The 16991-nt window shown below is 46.4% G+C and carries 13 protein-coding genes; 3 read left to right on the top strand and 10 right to left on the bottom strand.

Annotated elements, in window-relative coordinates; all coding sequences use genetic code 11:
* Positions 1-3: 3 nt before the first annotated feature.
* The 3 genes from priA to BN3261_RS15825 form a co-directional block, all read right to left on the bottom strand.
* Positions 4-2223, bottom strand: coding sequence for a replication restart helicase PriA (gene priA / locus BN3261_RS15835; RefSeq protein ID WP_110925837.1), 2220 nt, complete (start codon positions 2221-2223; stop codon positions 4-6).
* 4 nt (positions 2224-2227) lie between these two features.
* Positions 2228-3694, bottom strand: coding sequence for a UDP-N-acetylmuramoyl-L-alanyl-D-glutamate--2,6-diaminopimelate ligase (locus BN3261_RS15830; RefSeq protein ID WP_022426879.1), 1467 nt, complete (start codon positions 3692-3694; stop codon positions 2228-2230).
* Between the two features lie 187 nt (positions 3695-3881).
* Complete coding sequence (locus BN3261_RS15825) at positions 3882-5858, bottom strand: COG1361 family protein (protein WP_059086736.1); 1977 nt, start codon at positions 5856-5858, stop codon at positions 3882-3884.
* A 564-nt stretch (positions 5859-6422) separates the two neighbouring features.
* Between BN3261_RS15825 and arcC the strand changes: the two genes are divergently transcribed.
* Positions 6423-7355 (top strand): carbamate kinase, encoded by a 933-nt coding sequence (gene arcC, locus BN3261_RS15820; RefSeq protein ID WP_022426877.1) that lies wholly within the window; start codon positions 6423-6425, stop codon positions 7353-7355.
* A gap of 163 nt (positions 7356-7518) precedes the next feature.
* Here the strand turns inward: arcC and nrdD are convergent, their stop codons facing one another.
* Positions 7519-9654 (bottom strand): anaerobic ribonucleoside-triphosphate reductase, encoded by a 2136-nt coding sequence (gene nrdD / locus BN3261_RS15815; protein WP_015526126.1) that lies wholly within the window; start codon positions 9652-9654, stop codon positions 7519-7521.
* A gap of 200 nt (positions 9655-9854) precedes the next feature.
* Positions 9855-10388: a hypothetical protein gene (locus BN3261_RS15810; RefSeq protein WP_022426876.1), complete on the bottom strand. Its 534-nt coding sequence runs from the start codon at positions 10386-10388 to the stop codon at positions 9855-9857.
* Positions 10389-10604: 216 nt separating this feature from the next.
* Between BN3261_RS15810 and asnA the strand changes: the two genes are divergently transcribed.
* On the top strand, positions 10605-11615 hold the full coding sequence (gene asnA, locus BN3261_RS15800; RefSeq protein WP_022426875.1) for an aspartate--ammonia ligase: 1011 nt from the start codon (positions 10605-10607) through the stop codon (positions 11613-11615).
* A gap of 48 nt (positions 11616-11663) precedes the next feature.
* Complete coding sequence (locus tag BN3261_RS15795; protein WP_021651604.1) at positions 11664-12098, top strand: CBS domain-containing protein; 435 nt, start codon at positions 11664-11666, stop codon at positions 12096-12098.
* A 90-nt stretch (positions 12099-12188) separates the two neighbouring features.
* Here the strand turns inward: BN3261_RS15795 and nagB are convergent, their stop codons facing one another.
* From nagB to BN3261_RS15770, 5 genes are all read right to left on the bottom strand, one after another.
* Positions 12189-12929, bottom strand: coding sequence for a glucosamine-6-phosphate deaminase (gene nagB / locus BN3261_RS15790; RefSeq protein ID WP_022426874.1), 741 nt, complete (start codon positions 12927-12929; stop codon positions 12189-12191).
* Between the two features lie 17 nt (positions 12930-12946).
* Positions 12947-13786: a sugar phosphate isomerase/epimerase family protein gene (locus tag BN3261_RS15785; RefSeq protein WP_022426873.1), complete on the bottom strand. Its 840-nt coding sequence runs from the start codon at positions 13784-13786 to the stop codon at positions 12947-12949.
* Positions 13787-13841: 55 nt separating this feature from the next.
* Positions 13842-14681, bottom strand: a complete 840-nt coding sequence (locus tag BN3261_RS15780) for a carbohydrate ABC transporter permease (RefSeq protein WP_022426872.1) — start codon at positions 14679-14681, stop codon at positions 13842-13844.
* Positions 14681-15562 (bottom strand): carbohydrate ABC transporter permease, encoded by an 882-nt coding sequence (locus tag BN3261_RS15775; protein ID WP_022426871.1) that lies wholly within the window; start codon positions 15560-15562, stop codon positions 14681-14683. The genes BN3261_RS15780 and BN3261_RS15775 overlap by 1 nt, the downstream gene beginning before the upstream one ends.
* Before the next feature lie 145 nt (positions 15563-15707).
* Positions 15708-16952, bottom strand: coding sequence for an ABC transporter substrate-binding protein (locus BN3261_RS15770; RefSeq protein WP_022426870.1), 1245 nt, complete (start codon positions 16950-16952; stop codon positions 15708-15710).
* Positions 16953-16991: the final 39 nt, after the last annotated feature.

Below are 16991 nucleotides of genomic sequence, written 5' to 3'. Positions count from 1 at the left end.
CCTTTAATTCATATCAAATTGAATGTATATTTTCCGGAATCCGGAATTTATCTCTATATATTTCTCCAGCTTCTCTCTGACTGCTGTGAGAAAGCAGATATCCCTGTGCTTCAAATGGATCACCTGACGATAAACATCCTTTACCTTACCTACCGATGCAGCTGCAGGTCCGATCATGTGAAGCTCTTCCTTCGGACTTACCCTGCGGATAAAAACTTCTATATAATACATGGCATTTTTCAGAAGTTCTTCATCCTGGCAGGCGCCAAAAACAGTCATCATATGGGCTGCCGGCGGATAGTCCAGAAGCATCCGATATCCCATTTCTTCTTTATAAAATTTCTTATAATCCTGAATAGCCGCAGCCTGGATACTGTAATGCTCCGGCTGATATGTCTGGATCACCGCCTGCCCCGGCCGATTCCCTCTGCCGGAACGTCCAACTGCCTGAGTCAGAAGCTGGAATGTACGCTCCCCGCAGTGATAGTCATCCATATTCAGCGAAAGATCTGCTGCAATCACTCCTACCAGAGTCACATTCGGAAAATCATGTCCCTTGACGATCATCTGGGTCCCCACCAGAATATCTGCCTCATGCTTTGCAAAAGAAGCCAGGATCTTCTCATAGCTGTCCTTGGTCCTTGTGGTATCAAAATCCATTCGAAGTACCCTGGCTTTCGGGAATTCTTTTTCAATGACCTTCTCGATCTGCTGGGTTCCTGCCTTAAATCCACCAATGTGCGGTGAACCACAGGACGGACAGATTTCCGGTTTCACAGTCTCATAGCCGCAATAATGACAGATCAGACGATTGCCATTGTGTTCACTTAGAGATACATCACAGTGGGGACATTTCATAACGTGACCGCAGGCTCTGCAGGAAACAAAGCCCGCATATCCTCTCCGGTTCAGAAACAGCATGGCCTGTTCTCTTCTTTCAAGGACCTGCTCCAGATCCCTCTTCAGCTCCAGACTCAGTACCGAGCGGTTTCCTTTCTTTAATTCTTCCCGAAGATCCACGATTGATACCTGTGGAAGAGGCCTTTCCTCATAACGTGCGTTTAACTTTACCAGAAGATATTCTCCGTCACAGGCATGACTGTAGGCTTCCAATGACGGAGTGGCTGATCCCATGACCACACGGGCATGTTCCATTCGTGCCCTCTCAATGGCAGTCTCACGTGCATGGTACCTTGGCGTATTCTCACTTTTGTAGGTGGGTTCATGCTCTTCGTCGATAACGATCAGTCCCAGATCTGAAAACGGTGTGAACAGTGCGGATCTGGGTCCTACCATCACCTGGATCTCACCACGTTTTGCTCTTTTGAACTGATCATAACGTTCTCCCTGGGAAAGTCTGGAGTTCAGAACCGAAACCTTATCTCCGAACATGGCATAAAAGCGCCTGACTGTCTGATAAGTAAGCGCGATCTCAGGGATCAGCACGATCGCCTGTTTTCCCTCCTCCAGTACCTTCTGGATCAGGCGCATATAAACCTGGGTCTTTCCGCTTCCGGTCACTCCGAAAAGAAGTGCAGGCCTTGGGTCCGGCTCCTGCCATTCCCGAAAGATCTGCTCTGCCGCCAAAAGCTGTTCCTGGTTCAGACTCAGCTCCATGTTCTCCTTCACCAGGCCGAACCCATCGGGAATACGATACATTTCCTGACTTTCAATAGTTATCAGACCTTTTTTCTCAAAAAAATCAAGAACGGAAATGCCGGCTCCAAGCTCTTTGGAGGCATAGGTATAATCCAGGCTCCCGGCCTCCAGGATTGCCCGAAGGAACCGCTCACGTGCTTTAAAGCGGCTGCCTTCCAGCTTGCCAAGAAGTGCCTGCCCCTCTTCCTTTTTCCCTGTAAAAAGGATCAGTCTTTTCTCTTTTGCACGGACCTTGTCTTTTACAGGCAGAACTGTTTTCAGTGCCTGGATCATGGTGGAGCCATAGGTCTCCTTCATCCAGGCCGCAAGTGCGATCAGCCGGGATTCTGTTGTCTCACTGTCTGTGGACACTCCCCGGATCTCCTTGAGCTTTGACGCATCATATTTTGCCGTTCCGGAGATCCCGGTCACATAGCCTTTCCGAAGGGTATTTCCCTTTCCGAAGGGCACTGTGACCACAACTCCGGGTTTTATTGCCTGCACCAGCTCCTCAGGTACACGATACTGAAAATCCCGGTCCAGCTTTTCATGAGAAATGTCAATGATCACATCTGCATAGATCATCCATTTACGCTTTCTGATCTTCTTCCAGGATCTCCCGGATCAGTACACGCTCATCCATGGGATATTTCTTACCCTTGATCTCCTGATAATCCTCATGGCCCTTTCCGGCAAGGACGATGATATCTCCCGGCTCACCATGATGGATCGCGTAGGCGATCGCCTCTTTACGATCCGGGATCTCTACATATTTTCCATCTGTTTTTGCCATTCCGATCTTAATATCATCGATGATGGCCTGTGGATCCTCATCTCGCGGATTATCTGAAGTAATGATGGTCAGATCTGCCATCTTTCCTGAAACCTCACCCATTTCATAACGGCGCAGCTTGGAACGGTTTCCGCCACAGCCAAACAGGCATACCAGTCTGTGCGGATCATATTCCTTCAGTGTTCCGAGAAGGCTCTCCAGCGCCATGGCATTATGTGCGTAATCGATCATCAGTGTGAATTCGTCAGATACCTTGATCATCTCAATACGGCCTTTGACCCTGGCCACCTTCAGAGCTTTGATGATATTCTCTTCGGATACCTTAAAATGGCGGCAGATGGCAATGGCAGTCAGAGAATTGTAAATGCTGAACTTACCTGGAATATCGATCTCCACAGGAAAATCCATAAGTCCCTTAACATGATAGGAAATTCCCAGATAGCCCTTTCTTCCAACGAGTCTGGCGCCCTCTGCACGGAGATCTGCTTTTTCGGAAAATCCATAGGTTTCAAGTTTACAGGTGTGGCCTTCGATAATGCGGTCAAAGTGTTCATCGTCACGATTTACGATACCAACCTTACACTGTCTGAGAAGCATGGATTTGCAGTGCAGATAATCATCAAAGTCCTTGTGCTCATTCGGTCCGATATGATCTGGTTCAATATTTGTGAAAATTCCAAAATCAAACACAAATCCCTGGGTTCTGTGAAGCATCAGTCCCTGTGAGGAAACCTCCATAACGACCGCATCGCAGCCTGCTTCTACCATATCATGAAAATATTTCTGTACCATATAGGATTCCGGTGTCGTGTTGGCTGCCGGGATATGCTTCTCCCCGATAACAGCCTCGATGGTTCCGATCAGACCAACCTTATATCCGGCATTCTCAAGGATTGATTTCACCATATAGGTTGTAGTTGTTTTTCCTTTGGTTCCGGTGATACCGATGGTTTTGAGCTTTTCTGCCGGATGTCCGAACCATGCTGCTGAAATAAAGGCCATGGCGTAACGGGTATCCTCTACCTGGATCACTGTCACATCCTCCGGTGCCTCCACCGCTTCTTCCACGATGAGTGTCTTCGCACCCTTTGCCACAACATCAGGTATAAATTTATGTCCATCCACGACCGCACCTCTGATGCAGATAAAAAGGCTCCCTTCTTCTACTTTGCGGGAATCATATACAACAGAAGAAACCTCCTGCTCTGTACTTCCCTGAAGGCATTTGTATTCAAGATGTTCCAATAAGGATAAAAGATTCATTTTTCTCCTCCATCTTCCCTTTTTCCGGTCTGACGGGCAGCACACCGGAGGCGGGAAATATACTGTTCTTATTTTCTGTACATACCATATAGAATAGCACACCTCCCCCCTGTTTTCAACGTTTCTTTGAGGTACGGCCGCCTTGTAAAATATCAGCTTGTTACTGTTCACTCCGTTCTCAGTAACATCAGCTTTTTCCATAAATATCCGCATATTTTTTCCGAAGCCAGATGCCGCCCAGCACAGTCACCAAAGCTGTCACTGCCAGAAGCGTCCACAAATCCCTCCTGGTATCATCTCCGGTCTTCGGATGTGTGGACGCAGTTCTTGCCATCTGTATCTGACCGGAAGCCGGACCCTGGTCATCTCCCTGCAAAGGCAGCCCTTCTTCCGGCGTAATAGCCACCTCTCCTTTTACCATGACAGAAGCGGAGGCCTCCATCAATCGCTCTCCGGTTTCCTTGCTTGTGACCGTCACCTGGTTAAAAAGCTTCTGATCCGCTGTTTTTCCCGGGATCTTCACCACAGCCTGAAGAGAAACTGCCTCTCCCGGCGGGATCTGTTGGATCATTGCCTTTGTACGGCTGCTGTTGAGCGTTACACCTTCCTGCTCCAGAAACTGTGCATGGATCCCTGCTGCCTGAAAGCGCTCCGTTCCCACAACCGAATGAAGCGTTTTTTCACCGGTATTCACGATACAGATCTGATAGGTCACAGTCTCACCCGGTGCAGCGGTTTCTTTGTCTGCAGTTTTCTTTACAGAAAGATCCGCCTTCAGTGCCTCCAGACCATTTATAGTGGAAGCGTTCTTCCGGATCACCTCCTCCACTCTGTCCTTCACCCTGGCCTCTGCTTCCACCTGGTGCTCCAGATCTTTTTCCTGTTCATCCAGAAGCGGCGCCTGTACATAAAAGCTCCTGCTCTCTCCGGCTTTTAATTCTGCAAATTCCGCCACAGCCCCTTCTGTTAGAAGGCCTTCTGCATCTTCCCACAGCTGCCGGATCTTAGGGCATGAAAGGCTGCTGGTCAGACGGATATCTGCAAGATCCAGCTTTCCGGTATTGGCTATCTCTACCTGATAACGGATGGTCTGCCCTGCTTTCATTTTTTTATTCTGTGCAATTACCGACAATTCCATATCAGCCTCAGCAGCCTCCACGTCCAGCATAGGCGAGATTCCCTCTGCGATCACCAGCTCTTCCCCGTTTTCTTCTGTCATGAGAAAGGTTCCCGCACCGGTACAGTCCTTCTGAAGCGGTTCCTCCTGAGTCACAGGATAACTGCTTTTCTCTGCCGGAAAACGGTATTCCTGCCGCAGGATCAGCGGAATACGGAAAAAGATCTCATCCTGCCCGTTCTGCTCCACGTTCAGCACGCTTTCCAGCTTTGTGATCTCTGTATCTTCACCGCTCTGGCTCCTTACAGAAATCTGCTGTGCAGCCATATTTTTCGGGACAGAATCCGTTTCCGGAACAAAATACTCCGAAATATACGTGACCAGCGTCAGCTTTTGCGTCTCCTCAAACTCACCTTCCTCTTCATTCCCTACATTTTCCCCTCCGGTCGACGTTCCTTCCGGTGTGAGCGGACCCGTTTTCTCCTGCTCTTCATCCTCCGGCTGTACTGTTTCCCCGGATGCCAGCTGCTCCACGTGCTCATATCCTTCCTCCATTTCTATTCCGATTCCTTCCACAACCTTATCCACCGGCAATTCCTGTTCTGCCTTCTCTTCCTGCTGCAAGTCATCCTCCGGCAGCTCCGGCTCTGGCTCCTTTTCCTGCTGCCAATCATCCTCCGGCAGCTCCTGCTCTTCTTCCTGCTGCAAGTCATTCTCTGGCAGCTCCTGTTCTATCTCTTCTTCCTGCTCCACCGATGGATCTTCAATCTTATGAAATTCATCGTCCCACTTCTCATTTTTCTCCTTATCCTCCGAAAACCTTCTCCCGGGCAGCCATTCATTCAGGCCGCGAATCCGGATTCCAAGCTCCGCCTGTCCGGATTCTATGTCTTTCCAGAACACACTCTGATCGATAAACGGTGCCTGTCCCGGCAAAAAATCTGCTCCCAGAGTCAGCTTCGGTTCTATTGTTCCCCCCAGCATGGCTCCTGCCAGCACTGTCACAATTCCGGCTTTCTTCATCTGTTTCCATATTCTGTTTTTCATGGCTCTTCCTCATTTCTGCCTGATCTGGCATTTCTTATACACATGTTTTTTTACAGAAGCTTACTTTTCCACAGACAAAGGCATCCCTCCCCGGCAAATGGTGCATGATCAATATTTTTTTCGATAAAATAAAATGGATTTCTGCATCGAAATGATGCGTGAACAGATCCCGCAGAATGCAGGATCAAGACTTTTTCAATGTATCACATTTTCAGACCATGCGCAACCGGATATAAAAATTATAAAGTTTGTTTAAACTTTCTTTATAAATTTTCCATTTCTTTTAGATTAACGACATATTTTAAACATATTTTCTCTATATAATAGGTGTTGGATAGATGAAAAACCACTCTCTATCTCCCCCCTCAAAAAATAGTAGGAATCAAACCGTCTGACTGGATCAGGCGGTTTTTCCTGTCTTGGAAAACACTCGATTTTCTATTGCATTTCCCACATAGGTCTTTTATAATAAAATATAATACTCGTACGTCGTTTTCGATGTACTCGTTACTGGATACAGTAACTGATTTCATTCCAATTTTAAAGAGAAACGAGGTATTTCCTATGAGCGAAAAAACCGTAGTAGTTGCATTAGGCCACCGGGCACTTGGCACCACACTTCCAGAGCAAAAAACAGCTACAAAACTCGCAGCGAAGGTAATCGCAGATCTGGTAGAGGAGGGAACCCGCGTAGTGATCTCCCACAGCAACGGTCCGCAGGTAGGGATGATCCACACCGCAATGAATGAATTCGGTAAGGCACATCCTGATTATACATTTGCACCAATGTCCGTATGTTCCGCCATGAGCCAGGGTTATATCGGCTATGACCTTCAGAACGCCATCCGTGCTGAGCTTATCTCCAGAGGGATCTACAAACCGGTCAGCACAGTTCTGACACAGGTTGTCATCGATCCATACGATGAAGCATTTGCAGAGCCAGAGAAGATCATTGGACGTGTTCTTAACGCAGAAGAGGCCGAGGCTGAAGAAGAAAAAGGAAACTTTGTCACAAAGGTGGGCGAGGGTCAGTACAGACGTATCCTTGCAGCACCGAAGCCACAGAAGATCGTAGAGATTGAAACCGTAAAGGTCCTCTCTGCAGCAGAGCAGATCGTCATTGCTGCAGGCGGCGGCGGAATCCCGGTTCTTGAGCAGGGAACTCATCTGAATGGTGCCAGCGCCATCATCGAGAAAGACCTGGCAGCAGGACTTCTTGCAGAAGAACTGAACGCTGACACTCTGATGATCCTTACAAGCGTCGAGAAAGTAAGCCTTGACCATAATACGGATCACGAATCTTATCTGGATACTATTTCCACAGAAGATGCCAAGAAATATATTGCCGGCAAACAGTTTGCGGCAGGCTCCATGCTTCCTAAGATCGAAGCAGGTGTTTCCTTCGTGGAGAAGGGAACCGGACGCCGTACCATCATCACAGACATGGCCCATGCAAAAGACGGCTACCGTGAGAAGACCGGAACTATCATTAAATGATCATTTTACGGACTCAGAATACAAAGTGAACTATAAAACTTCACTTTACATAAAAATATCCCGCAGACGGCTGCTGGTCTTACCGGCAGCTCTGCGGGATATTTTTTATACTGTCTGACTCTACATCCGATCACTGTTACACAGTTGATCGGGCAGCCAGTATTTACATAGATTTTCGCTCAGCGATCTCAGCCATCTTCGCCTCATTCAGGCGGGTATCTCCATGGACACGGCTGTAGGAAAGATATCCGTTCATACGGTCGATCTTGGTCAGATTTCTGGAACCGCAGACAGGGCATACATCCATCTCCAGTTCCTCATGACCACAATCGTCACAGTATGCAAGAGAAAGGTTCACTCCCTCATAATATCCCAGATCCATGGCTCTGCGGATCAGTGTACGGATAGCTTCCTTATTGTAGCCGATCGGATAACGTACATACTGAATCTTACCGCCATTGCAGAGCTCCCAGAAACGTCCCTCCAGATCCTGTTTCTCGATCGGAGTTACATCCTCTGTTACATGGCAGTGGAAGCTGTTGCTCACATATGGTCTGTCAGAAACGCCCTCAATGATTCCATACATCTTACGGAACTGCTCTACCTGCAGGCCACAAAGACTCTCTGCCGGTGTTCCGTAGATCGCATAAAGATAACCATCTTCCTTCTTGTACTGATTTACCTTGTCATTGATATATTTCAGGACCTCCAGAGCAAACGCCCCATCCTCGGCAATGGATTTGCCATTGTAAAGTTCCTGAAGCTCATTTAACGCTGTGATACCGAAGGAAGCTGTCATAGGCTTCAGGATCTTGCCAATCTTTTCATTCGGTTTCAGATGTCCGCCGTAGAAACCGCCTTCACAGTATGCAAGCGGGTTGGTGGATGCACGCATCTGTCCCAGATATTCGTAAGTGCGGATGTGCAGGTTACGGATCATTTCCAGATAGAAATCCAGAACCTCATAGAAATCTCTGCTCTCCGCTCTGGCCTTTGCAAGGATCATCGGAAGATGAAGGCTTACCGCACCAATGTTAAAACGTCCCACAAAAACAGGCGTATCATTCTCATCCGCCGGCTCCATACCGCCACGCTCATACCACGGACTTAAGAAAGCACGGCATCCCATCGGGCTGATGACCTTCTTGTATTTCCTGTACATACTGGAAATATAGCCTGCGCCGGACATAGACAGCCAGTCCGGATACATGGTTTTGGAGGAACACTCCACACCAGCCTCAAAAATATCCTCACAGCACTTTCCTGGACCATGGATCTCTTTGTCATAAAGGAATACGATCTTCGGGAAAAGTACCGGTTTCTTGTGTCCGGCCTTACCCTGTCCTCCCTGATGGACCTCAAGAAGGGAAATCGTACACATCTTCTCAAACTGCTCGGTTCCGAGACCAAGTGTCACCGTAACAAACGGATAATCACCTCTGGAAGAACCGACGGTATTCAGCTTGTACTCAATTCCCTGCCAGCCCTGGTCATAATCCCTGCGGACCTTATCAAGAGCATACTCAATAGCTCTCTCCTCACGGCCACTCCAGCTCTCGTCCGAGTATTTCATAAATTCGGAAATATATTTATCATAGCTCTTCTTTGCATACGGTGCCAGGATCTTATCAACCTCCGGCACTGTAAAGCCACCATACTGCTGTGCTGCTGTACTGAGAATGATATCCCCCATAACATCAAAGGCTGTATCCAGAGTCTTCGGCTCGTTATACCAGACATTTCCCATCTCAAAACCGCCACTTAAAACAGCTGCCACATCGAACAGACAGCAATTCATGGTATCCAGACGTGCAGACTGGTCATGAATATAAATGTAGCCGTCCTTACATGCCTGAAGCTCATTACGGTTCATAAAAAACTTCCGATAGAGTTCCTTGTTCAGCTCATTAAAGATCAGGCTTCGTTTCGTGGCAACAAGGGCGCTGTCTGTATTGGCATTACTTTTATCACCGATATAACGGATCGCCTGACTCTTGGTATAGACATCATCCATCATATGGATAAAATCCAGCTTGTAATTCCGATAATCACGGTAGCTCTTGGCAACTGCCGGATTCACACGCTCCAGAGCCCCCTCCACGATGTTGTGCATCTCCTGGATCTCGATCTCATTCTTTCCAAGGGAATCCGCATGCTCCTGGGCAAAACGGCAGATAAAATCCTTCTCCTCGTCTGAAAAAGTATAAAGAATACGCTCTGCGGATTTGTTCACGGCAGCCACGATCTTCTGCGGATTAAACTCCTCTCTTGTCCCGTCTTTCTTGATCACATATAACATTGCTCATCCCTCCCTGTGCTATATATAAGTCGCTATGCAAAATACTATATATAGTACCTATATCCTCTATATATTGTTTTTCATCTATATGTTGTGCTAGGCATGAGTATAACACAGCTGAGGAGAAAAGAAAAGGGATATTTCTGTATACACGAAAATACAGACACTTAGTACTGCCTGATCTCACTGCAGAAATATTCTCACAAATTCGTTCCGATCCAGTCTGTAAGAAAATCCCATAATTTCGGAAGCAGAATGGCCAGTGTCACTATAAACCATATGATCCAGCCTGCCCCACTGCTTTTCTGATCTTTTTTTTGCTGTTTTTTTCCCTGATCTAAAACTTCTGCACGATTTCTGCCCACCGTTGTTTTATTCCTGGTATTAACTGCCGCTGCAGTCTTACGTCCGGCTGCTGCACCTGTATTCCGGCTTCCGGTTAGATTCCGATTCAAATCGGTATTGCGGCTTGCATTCGTATTCCGGTTTGCGTTCGTATTCCGGTTTGCATTCGTATTCCGGTTTACGTTTCCGTTATGTTGTGTTGTTTGATCAGCATCCTGTCCATACTGCCGCATCATATCCCGCACTTTGGCGGAAGCATGTTTATAATGTATCTCCCGGGGCTCATTCAGATGATATAACACCTCATCATTTCTGTAAGGCATCCCACATAATGAACACCTGCCATTTACAACCTTACCCCCACAAACCTGACACCTTTGACCTGCCATAAGCTCCCTCCATTCTATCCGTCAAAACGGATATTTATATTTCCGTCGTAAACATAAGCATTCTTTTTTCAGTATATCACACCAGGCATTTAATACCCAGTATTTTTCTACGATACCCCAAAAGACTTCCCCTCTCATTATATTGCCACTCCACCCATTTTCTGTTATAATACCCCACAGAGCAATAAGCCTAAAAATCATCAGGAGGAGCCGATAATGAATACAATCACAATCCCCGCAACCTATCATGCAGACCTGAACCTCCATGACACACAGATTGCGATCAAAACAGTAAAAGATTTCTTCCAGCAGACACTCTCCCAGAAGCTGAACCTTCTTCGAGTATCCGCTCCAACATTTGTAGCACCGGAATCCGGCCTTAATGACAACCTTAATGGTGTAGAGCGCCCGGTAAGCTTTGATATCAAGGCTATCGAAGGAAGCAACGCCGAGATCGTACACTCCCTTGCCAAATGGAAACGCTACGCACTGAAAAAATACGGATTTTCTCACGGAGAAGGTCTTTACACAGATATGGTAGCCATCCGCCGGGATGAAGATCTGGACAATATCCACTCTGTTTACGTAGACCAGTGGGACTGGGAAAAGATCATCTCCAAAGAAGAACGTTCCATGGAGACTCTCAAGGAAACCGTACGCACCATTTACAGTGTCCTTCGTAAAACTGAGAAATACATGGCTGTACAGTATGACTACATCGAGGAGATCCTTCCAAAGGATATCTTCTTTATCACAACTCAGGAGCTTCTTGACATGTATCCGGACTGCACACCGAGGGAACGTGAATATCGGATCACCCGTGAAAAGGGCGCTGTCTTCCTTATGAAAGTCGGCAAAACCCTCACCAACGGCGAACGCCACGACGGACGTGCCCCGGACTATGATGACTGGGAACTGAACGGTGATATCCTCGTATACTATCCGGTACTTGACATTGCCCTTGAGCTTTCCTCAATGGGAATCCGTGTTGACGAGGACGCACTTGACCGTCAGCTTACCGAAGCAGGCTGTGATGACCGAAGAGAGCTTCCATTCCAGAAAGCAATCCTGAACAAAGAGCTTCCGTACACCATCGGTGGTGGTATCGGACAGTCCAGGATCTGTATGTTCTTCCTTCGTAAAGCACACATCGGAGAAGTACATGTCTCTCTCTGGCCGAAGGAGATCACAGATGCTGCAGAGACACACGGACTTCAGCTTCTCTAAAACAGCCTACAGATTTATTTATAATTTTCGCGGAAATGAGGTAATAACGTGAACATTCTGTTTTTTCTGATTCCCAAAAGCGAAGTAGCCTACATCTTTGAGGATGAAACTCTTCGCCAGACCCTCGAAAAAATGGAGCACCGCAAGTACTCCTGCATTCCTATCCTCACCATGGACGGCAAATATCTCGGCACCATCTCAGAGGGAGATCTCCTCTGGGGCATGCGCCGTGCAGATATCCACGACATCAAGGAAACAGAGGGAATCCCAATCATGGCGATTCCACGCCGTGCCACCTACAAACCGGTCCATGCAGATTCCAATATGGAAGATCTCCTGGATCGCGCCATTAATCAGAACTTCGTACCGGTGGTAGATGACCAGGGCTCCTTCATCGGAATCATAACCAGAAAATCTATCATCAAATACTGTTACAACGAAATAAAAGCCGCACAAAAAACTGCCGGTGAAGAAATCCACTGAGCAGCGGAAAGAAAAAGGATGGCTTCCGTTCCTGCACAGGTAGGAATCGGAAGCCATCCTTTTTTGATCCGGCAGTTGTATTCCGGATTTTTATTTTATTTTTTCGCGGATCATACTCAGTGCATCTTCATCTGCCACAACCGTGAGATCCGGGTGAAGCTGCAGGATAGATGCCGGAACCTTCGGTGTGATCGGTCCGTACAGGGAATTATACAGGGCTTCTGCCTTGGATGTTCCCGTTGCCACAAGAAGGATCTTTTTTGCAGCCATGATATTCCCGATTCCCATAGTGTAGGCCTGTTTCGGGACCTCATCCATGCTTTCAAAAAACCTTGAATTGGCCCTGATGGTACTTTCTGTCAGATCCACACAATGGGTTTCTTTTTCAAAGGCATCTCCTGGTTCATTGAAGCCGATGTGTCCGTTCCCGCCGATACCAAGCAGCTGCATATCCACACCTCCGGTTTGCCGGATGATTTCGTTATACTGTGCACATGCCTTATCGCTATCCTCTTCCAGTCCGTCAGGCACAAAGGTCCGTGCTTTGTCAATATTTACATGGTCAAAGAGATTATGATCCATAAAATAGCGGTAGCTCTGGTCATTGTCGCCGGAAAGTCCCTTGTACTCATCCAGATTCACACTTGTCACCCTGGAAAAATCCAGATCCCCTTTTTTGTACCATTCTACCAGTTGTGCATACATGCCCACAGGCGTGGAACCGGTAGCCAGTCCAAGAACTGCATCCGGTTTCATGATAATCTGTGCAGACATGATATTGGCTGCTTTTCTGCTTACATCCTGATAATCTTTTCCTGCGTAAATAATCATAGTTTTTTCCTCAGCTCTTATTCTGCGATCAGTTTATCCAGAAGCTCCTTGGCCATACGGATATCTTTTTTCTGTTCCTCACCGGAGATCTCACGCTCAATGGTAATATCTCCCTGATAACCGATCTCTTTCAGCTTTGCAATAAATGCAGAATAATTTACTTTACCCTGGCCAAGGGGAACCTCATCACCCAGATGATGTCCATCTGTTGGATATTTTCCATCTTTTCCGTGAATTCCCATGACATACTCACCGAAAACCTCCAGAGCATCTACCGGATTTGCCTTTCCGTACATGATCAGGTTTGCAGGATCAAGGTTAATTCCCACATTTCCTTTTCCGACAGCTTTCTCAATATCCTGGATCGCACGCTTTAATGTTACAGGAGTCTCCTGTCCTGTTTCAAACAGGAAGTTCTGACCATTTTCCTTACATTTTTCCACAATAGCCTTACATGCAACCAATACTTCCTCGTATTTCGGGTCGTATGGATTTTCCGGCATATAGCCAACGTGTGTTGCCAGGTCTGTCACATGGATCTTTTTCGCAAAGTCAGAACCTTCCATAAGCATCTTCAGTCTCTCAACTCTGTAATCAGACGGAATCAGGCCAAGTGTCAGCTGTCCTTCATAGAAATCCCATACTCTGCGGCCTTCCCATCCGCACCAGAATGCGGTTGCGTGGATCCCGTATTTCTCCAGACCTTTATTAATAGCCTCTGCCATAGCATCGTCCTGAAGTGTTGGACGATCCCAACATACCAGCTGGCAGCTATCCACACCCATTTCCTTCAGCTCCGCAAATTTTGCATCAATATCTGTATTGCTTGTAAATTCGATCAAAACTCCAACTTTCATAGGTTCTGTTCTCCTTCCAGTATTATCTCATATTATACTACTTATACCACCAAGATCAGCCTTTTACCGCACCGGCAGTAATACCACCTACAATATGCTTCTGCATCACAACAAAGAAGATAAGACTCGGTATCATGGACATTACGATTCCGGGAAGTGCATGCTCCCAGTCTGCTGTCTGTGCGGAAAACTGCATGTACAGTGCATTCTGGATATTCATTGCCACTGTGTTTCCGCCAACGATCAGCTGGTTGGTGATGATATCATTCCAGGTTGCCAGTGCATCCAAAACAACGACCGTCGTGAGGATCGGTTTCAGAAGCGGAAGTACAATGCTGAAATAGGTGCGGATCTTACCTGCGCCGTCAATACATGCACACTCTTCCAGATCGATAGGAACATTTTTTACAAATCCATGGATCATGTATACTGCCAGAGGCATACATAAGCCCACACTTACCAGAATATATCCGGTTCTTGTTCCAGTCAGTTTCACGTTGGAAACCAGTCTTGTCAAGGTGATCATGTAAGACTGGAACGGAACCATCATCGGCATGATGATCAGAACAAAGCATATTTTGCTAAGTCTGCTTTTTGTTCTTGCGAGCTTATAGGCTGCCATCGGCGCCATAAGCACTACCAGGATGACAGTGCAGAATGTATAAAGCAATGTATTAAAGATCAGAGACGGGAAACCGAATTTCGTCCAGGTCTCCATATACATCTTCAGGCTCCATGACTTGGGCAGAGCCAGAAAGTCCTGCAGCATATCATTATAGGGTTTAAATGAGTTTATAAAGATCAATACCAGCGGCATCAGCCAGAAGATCGCACATACAAAAATAATGATCGTCAGTGCATTCACCTGCCGCAGGTTCTTTGGTTTCTTCTTCATTATGCCTCAACCTCCTTACTCTTGGTAATCTTCATCTGAATTGCTGTAATGATCAGAACAAATACTACAAATACAAGAGATTTGGCAGTAGCAAGACCATATTTGCTGTTAACAAAAGCTTCCTTATAAATATTATACGCAACGGAAACAGTTGAATTCGCAGGTCCGCCCTTTGTAAATACCATGATAATATCGAATAACTTAAACGCAAATGTCATTGATGTCAGCATACAGATCGAGATCGCAGGCATGATCATCGGAATTGTGATCTTGCGGAATACCTGGAAAGAGGTTGCTCCGTCGATTCTTGCCGCTTCCAGAAGCTCTCCCGGAACTGCAATGATTCCTGCGATATAATTGACCATGTAAAAACCAAGATTCTGCCATACTGCCATGACAACAACTACATAAAAAGCAAGCTTCGGTGTTCCAAGCCAGCTCCAGTTAAAGAATTCCCATCCTGTAACACTGTAAAGAGCCTCAAAGCCAGGTCCCAGGATAAATTTCCAGATCAGACTGATCGCTGTCAGACTGATGATATAAGGAATATAATAAAAAGCACGACCAAGACTGTTCACTTTGTTCTCACGTGCCATTACGACAGCGACTGTGAGAGAAACAATGTTTACGATAACAACATAAAATACTGCAAATTTAAGAGTAAATCTGACACCTTTCCAGAAAAGCGGGTCAGCAGTAAAGATCTTCACATAGTTGGCAAGTCCTACAAATTCCATGTTCTTGCCGATTCCATTCCAATTAAATACCGAATAGTACAGATTCATTACAAATGGAATATCTGTGGCAAACAGTACAAAAACGACTGCCGGAAAGACAAACAATGCAAAAATTGCCAGATCCTTTGTTTTTTTGTTTTTCAATCCTATCCCCTCCAGAAATTCATTTTTTCTTTGGTTTATATTTGGGAAACAGGCAAAGCTGCTGCCTGTCTCCCTCTTTTGTCAGTTACATTCCGTCAGCCCAAAATCAACAAATCTGTTTCTCTTCGGCTCCTGGAGTTCCTTGTTACTCTGCTGATGTCCAGAAATCCTGGAAGAGCTGTGTTACTTCATCTGCGCTCATGTCTCCAAGCATGTAAGACTGGAGATACGGACCACACTCATCTGCGTAGCTGCCAGGAGCAATCGTGTGGATCCAGCCGTTTGTCTTTCCAGCGTCGATATAGGTCTTGGCATCATTTGCAAGAGCGCCGGTCACTTCCATATCAGACTTTGCACCAGGAACAGCTCCTACACCTTCTGCCATCCATTTCTGGCCTTCTTCGGATGTAAGGATAAACTCACAATACTCTTTTGCAAGATCCAGATTCTTGGAATCTTTATTTACAATATAAGTCCAGTTACAGGAGGATAATACAGTTGCATCATCTTCACCGGCGCCTACCGGGAATGGAAGAAATGCAAGATTTGCATCCGGATTAAAGGAATCCAGTGTAGACTGGCACCAGTCACCCATATGGATCATAGCTGCATCGCCGTTTGCAAGCATATTCTCTGATGTCTCCCAGTCAACCTCAAGCGGCTTGTCCGGACCATACTCTACAGCAAGATCAAGGAACTTGTAAAGGTTCTCCCAGTTAGGCATATCTGCAAATGCTGTCTCACCGGATTTGATCGCATCTACTGTCTCAGCAGCTGTTTTGTCTTTGTCGATCATGAAATGTGTTGCAACCTGTCCTAATACCCATGTTTCCTTTGCAGCAAGTGCAAACGGAGTGATGCCTGCATCCTTCAGCTTCTTGCATGCCTCTTCCAGCTCATCCATGTTTGTCGGAAGCTTGTCGATACCAGCTTTCTCAAAGCAGTCCTTGTTGTAGATCAGGCCCATGTTCTCATAGGTCCATGGAAGAGATTTTACATTTCCCTCGTCATCTTTTCCAAGGTTTACAGCGTCCTCATTGAACTTGTCCAGAACTTCTGTATCATTGCTCCAGTCGTAAGCATAATCATAGTACATTTTCGCTTTTGTTCCGGCCTCAGCATCAAATACGTCTGGTGTATCACCGGAGTTTACTCTGGACTGAAGCAGTGTGTCGTAATCGTTGGCTGCATGCTGTACATCAACAGTCACACCCGGATGTGATTTCTCGAAGGCTTTTACCATCTCGTCATATTCTTCCAGACCATAAGCATGTGCATCAAATACATTCAGTGTTACATTTTCTTCAGCATGTGCAGTTACCCCTCCTGCAACTACCATTGATGAGATCATTGCTGCTGATAACAGAATAGAAATCACTCTTTTTTTCATTTGCATATCCTCCTTTTGAATAGCTTTTTTTATTTTTCT

The organism is Blautia massiliensis (ex Durand et al. 2017) (assembly GCF_001487165.1).
Lineage (GTDB): Bacteria > Bacillota > Clostridia > Lachnospirales > Lachnospiraceae > Blautia_A > Blautia_A fusiformis.
Note: the sequence above shows the minus strand (reverse complement) of the source record. Positions and strands in the feature narration are given on the sequence as shown.

What these genes read in the sequence shown, in the direction of transcription:
- BN3261_RS15825 (WP_059086736.1), bottom strand. Translation starts at nt 5,858, where the DNA reads ATGAAAAACAGAATATGGAAACAGATGAAGAAAGCCGGAATTGTGACA.
- BN3261_RS15770 (WP_022426870.1), bottom strand. Translation starts at nt 16,952, where the DNA reads ATGAAAAAAAGAGTGATTTCTATTCTGTTATCAGCAGCAATGATCTCA.
- BN3261_RS15785 (WP_022426873.1), bottom strand. Translation starts at nt 13,786, where the DNA reads ATGAAAGTTGGAGTTTTGATCGAATTTACAAGCAATACAGATATTGAT.
- arcC (WP_022426877.1), top strand. Translation starts at nt 6,423, where the DNA reads ATGAGCGAAAAAACCGTAGTAGTTGCATTAGGCCACCGGGCACTTGGC.
- asnA (WP_022426875.1), top strand. Translation starts at nt 10,605, where the DNA reads ATGAATACAATCACAATCCCCGCAACCTATCATGCAGACCTGAACCTC.
- nrdD (WP_015526126.1), bottom strand. Translation starts at nt 9,654, where the DNA reads ATGTTATATGTGATCAAGAAAGACGGGACAAGAGAGGAGTTTAATCCG.
- priA (WP_110925837.1), bottom strand. Translation starts at nt 2,223, where the DNA reads ATGATCTATGCAGATGTGATCATTGACATTTCTCATGAAAAGCTGGAC.
- BN3261_RS15830 (WP_022426879.1), bottom strand. Translation starts at nt 3,694, where the DNA reads ATGAATCTTTTATCCTTATTGGAACATCTTGAATACAAATGCCTTCAG.
- BN3261_RS15810 (WP_022426876.1), bottom strand. Translation starts at nt 10,388, where the DNA reads ATGGCAGGTCAAAGGTGTCAGGTTTGTGGGGGTAAGGTTGTAAATGGC.
- BN3261_RS15780 (WP_022426872.1), bottom strand. Translation starts at nt 14,681, where the DNA reads ATGAAGAAGAAACCAAAGAACCTGCGGCAGGTGAATGCACTGACGATC.
- nagB (WP_022426874.1), bottom strand. Translation starts at nt 12,929, where the DNA reads ATGATTATTTACGCAGGAAAAGATTATCAGGATGTAAGCAGAAAAGCA.